The organism is Streptomyces sp. NPDC001407 (genome assembly GCF_042895325.1).
In the GTDB taxonomy this organism is placed as follows: Bacteria; Actinomycetota; Actinomycetes; order Streptomycetales; family Streptomycetaceae; genus Streptomyces.
This window is the reverse complement of sequence record NZ_JBIAWF010000065.1, coordinates 1-2395: the sequence shown is the minus strand read 5'-3', so window position 1 is coordinate 2395 and position 2395 is coordinate 1. Positions and strand designations below refer to the sequence as shown.

2 protein-coding genes are annotated in these 2395 nt (G+C 68.2%); one reads left to right on the top strand and one right to left on the bottom strand.

Going from position 1 to position 2395, the window contains the following annotated elements; all coding sequences use genetic code 11:
• Positions 1–302: 302 nt before the first annotated feature.
• Complete coding sequence (gene trpS / locus ACFY1P_RS35375; protein WP_361535706.1) at positions 303–1301, top strand: tryptophan--tRNA ligase; 999 nt, start codon at positions 303–305, stop codon at positions 1299–1301.
• Between the two features lie 72 nt (positions 1302–1373).
• Here the strand turns inward: trpS and proC are convergent, their stop codons facing one another.
• Complete coding sequence (proC, locus tag ACFY1P_RS35370) at positions 1374–2183, bottom strand: pyrroline-5-carboxylate reductase (RefSeq protein ID WP_390753012.1); 810 nt, start codon at positions 2181–2183, stop codon at positions 1374–1376.
• Between the last annotated feature and the right edge of the window lie 212 nt (positions 2184–2395).

Here is a 2395-nt window from a genome sequence, read left to right as displayed (position 1 = left end):
TTCAGGGAACATGCAGTAGAGATTGCCGCCGGTGCGGCAGGAGTGGCCGCCTCGCCGTCCTCGCGGACGCCGGGGCAACTCGAAGAACTCTACACGAGCCCGTAGGACGCATCAAACCTGTGGCGCAAGGGGGTTTCACAGGGGTACGGTCGGCGCATGACTCAGCATGCGTGCCGCAGCACTCAGCAGTGGTGGGCCGCCTGACCGGCGGCCCGTCTTCTGCGCATGCATCCACGGCCGCCGCCTAGGCGGCCTTTTTGCTGTCCGTGGCGGTGGTCCCTCTCCAAGGGAGGCAAGACCCCATGACCCGGATCTTCAGCGGTATCAAGCCCACCGGCCACCTCACACTGGGCAACTACCTCGGGGCCGTACGCCAGTGGGCCGAGACGGACCAGCACAAGGCCGACGCCCTCTTCTGCGTCGTCGACCTGCACGCACTGACCGTCGACCACGATCCCGCCAGGGTCCGCAGGCTCAGCCGGCAAGCGGCGACGCTTCTGCTCGCCGCCGGGCTGGAACCGTCCCACTGCACGATGTTCGTGCAGAGTCATGTGGACGAACACACCCGGCTCTCCTATCTGCTCGAGTGCACGGCGTCCGACGGCGAGATGCGCCGGATGATCCAGTACAAGGAGAAGTCGGTACGCGAGCGGGCGACCGGCGGGAGCGTGCGGCTGTCGCTGCTGACGTATCCGGTGCTGATGGCGGCCGACATCCTCGCCTATTCGGCGGACGAGGTGCCGGTGGGCGACGACCAGGCCCAGCACGTGGAGCTCACGCGTGACCTGGCGGTGCGGTTCAACCAGCGGTACGGCCATACGTTCACCGTGCCGAAGGCCGTACTCCCGAGCGTGGCCGCCAGGGTCATGGACCTCCAGGACCCCACCTCGAAGATGGGGAAGTCGCACGCGGAGACGAGCGGGATCGTCTATCTCCTCGACGAGGCGGACGTCGTGCGCAAGAAAATCATGCGCGCGGTCACCGACAGCGGCAGCTCGGTGGTGTACGACCGGGAAGAGCGCCCAGGAGTCGCGAATCTGCTGGAGATCCTCGCGGCCTGCGTCGGCGGCAAGCCCGCGGAACTGGCCGAGGAGTACGACTCGTACGGCGCTCTGAAGCGGGACACCGCCGATGCCGTGCTCGAACTCCTGCGACCGGTGCGGGAACGGCACGCGGAATTGTGTGCCGACCCCGGATATGTGGACGCGGTCCTGCGCACCGGGGCCGAGCGGGCCCGGAAGGTGGCCCGGCCGACCGTCGACGCGGCGTACGCGGCGATCGGTCTGATGCCGCCCGCCTGAAAAGCACGAAGAACGGCCTCGGAGACCGAAAGGGAATTCTCCGAGGCCGTTCCGTGTGAGCGGCTACCGCAATCAGGCCTGGCCGGAGGCCAGTTCGCGACTGCGGTCACGAGCTGCTTCGAGTGCGGCGATCAGAGCGGCGCGTACGCCGTGCCGCTCCAGCTCCCGGATCGCGCTGATCGTCGTGCCCGCGGGCGAGGTGACGGCCTCGCGGAGCTTGACCGGGTGCTCGCCGCTGTCCCGCAGCATGACCGCCGCGCCGATGGCCGCCTGGACGATGAGGTCGTGGGCCTTGTCCCGGGGGAGCCCCAGGAGGATGCCGGCGTCGGTCATCGCCTCGACGAGGAAGTAGAAGTACGCGGGACCGGACCCGGAGAGGGCGGTCGCCGCGTCCTGCTGGGACTCCGGGACCCGAAGCGTCTTGCCGACGGGCTTGAAGATCGCTTCGGTACGGAGGAGATGGTCCTCCGTCGCGTGGGTGCCGGCGGAGATGACGGACATGCCTTCGTCCACGAGGACCGGGGTGTTGGGCATGACGCGTACGACGGGGACGCCCTCCGGCAGCTTCTCCTCGAAGAAGGCCGTGGGGACGCCGGCCGCGGCACTGATCACCAGCCGGTCGGCGGGCAGGTGGGGAGCGAGCTCCTCGAGGAGCGTCGCCATGTCCTGCGGCTTCACGGCGAGGATCAGGGTGTCGGCGGCCTTGGCGGCCTCGACGTTGGTGACGGTGTCGACGCCGTAGCGGGCGTGGAGTGCCTCGGCCCGCTCCGGCCGGCGGGCGGTGACCAGCAGGTCGTCGGTCGACCAGCCGGCGCGGATCATGCCGCTGAGCAGTGCCTCGCCGATCTTTCCTGTGCCGAGTACGGCGACTTTCTGGGACACGGGGCTCGCTCACCTCTTCTACGCTGGAGTTCAGGGGGCGTGCCGACCAATCTTCCCACTCGGCACGCACTCCATGAGGCGGTGCGGGCAACCTCGTGCGCCGATAAAAGGCCCCGAAACGCAGAAATGCCCTGGCAGGAACCGGAGTTCCCACCAGGGCATTTCATCAAAATTTGTTCGGCGGCGTCCTACTCTCCCACACGGTCCCCCAT

Excerpts from the sequence above, each read along its gene's own strand:
- trpS (WP_361535706.1), top strand. The coding sequence starts at position 303 with ATGACCCGGATCTTCAGCGGTATCAAGCCCACCGGCCACCTCACACTG.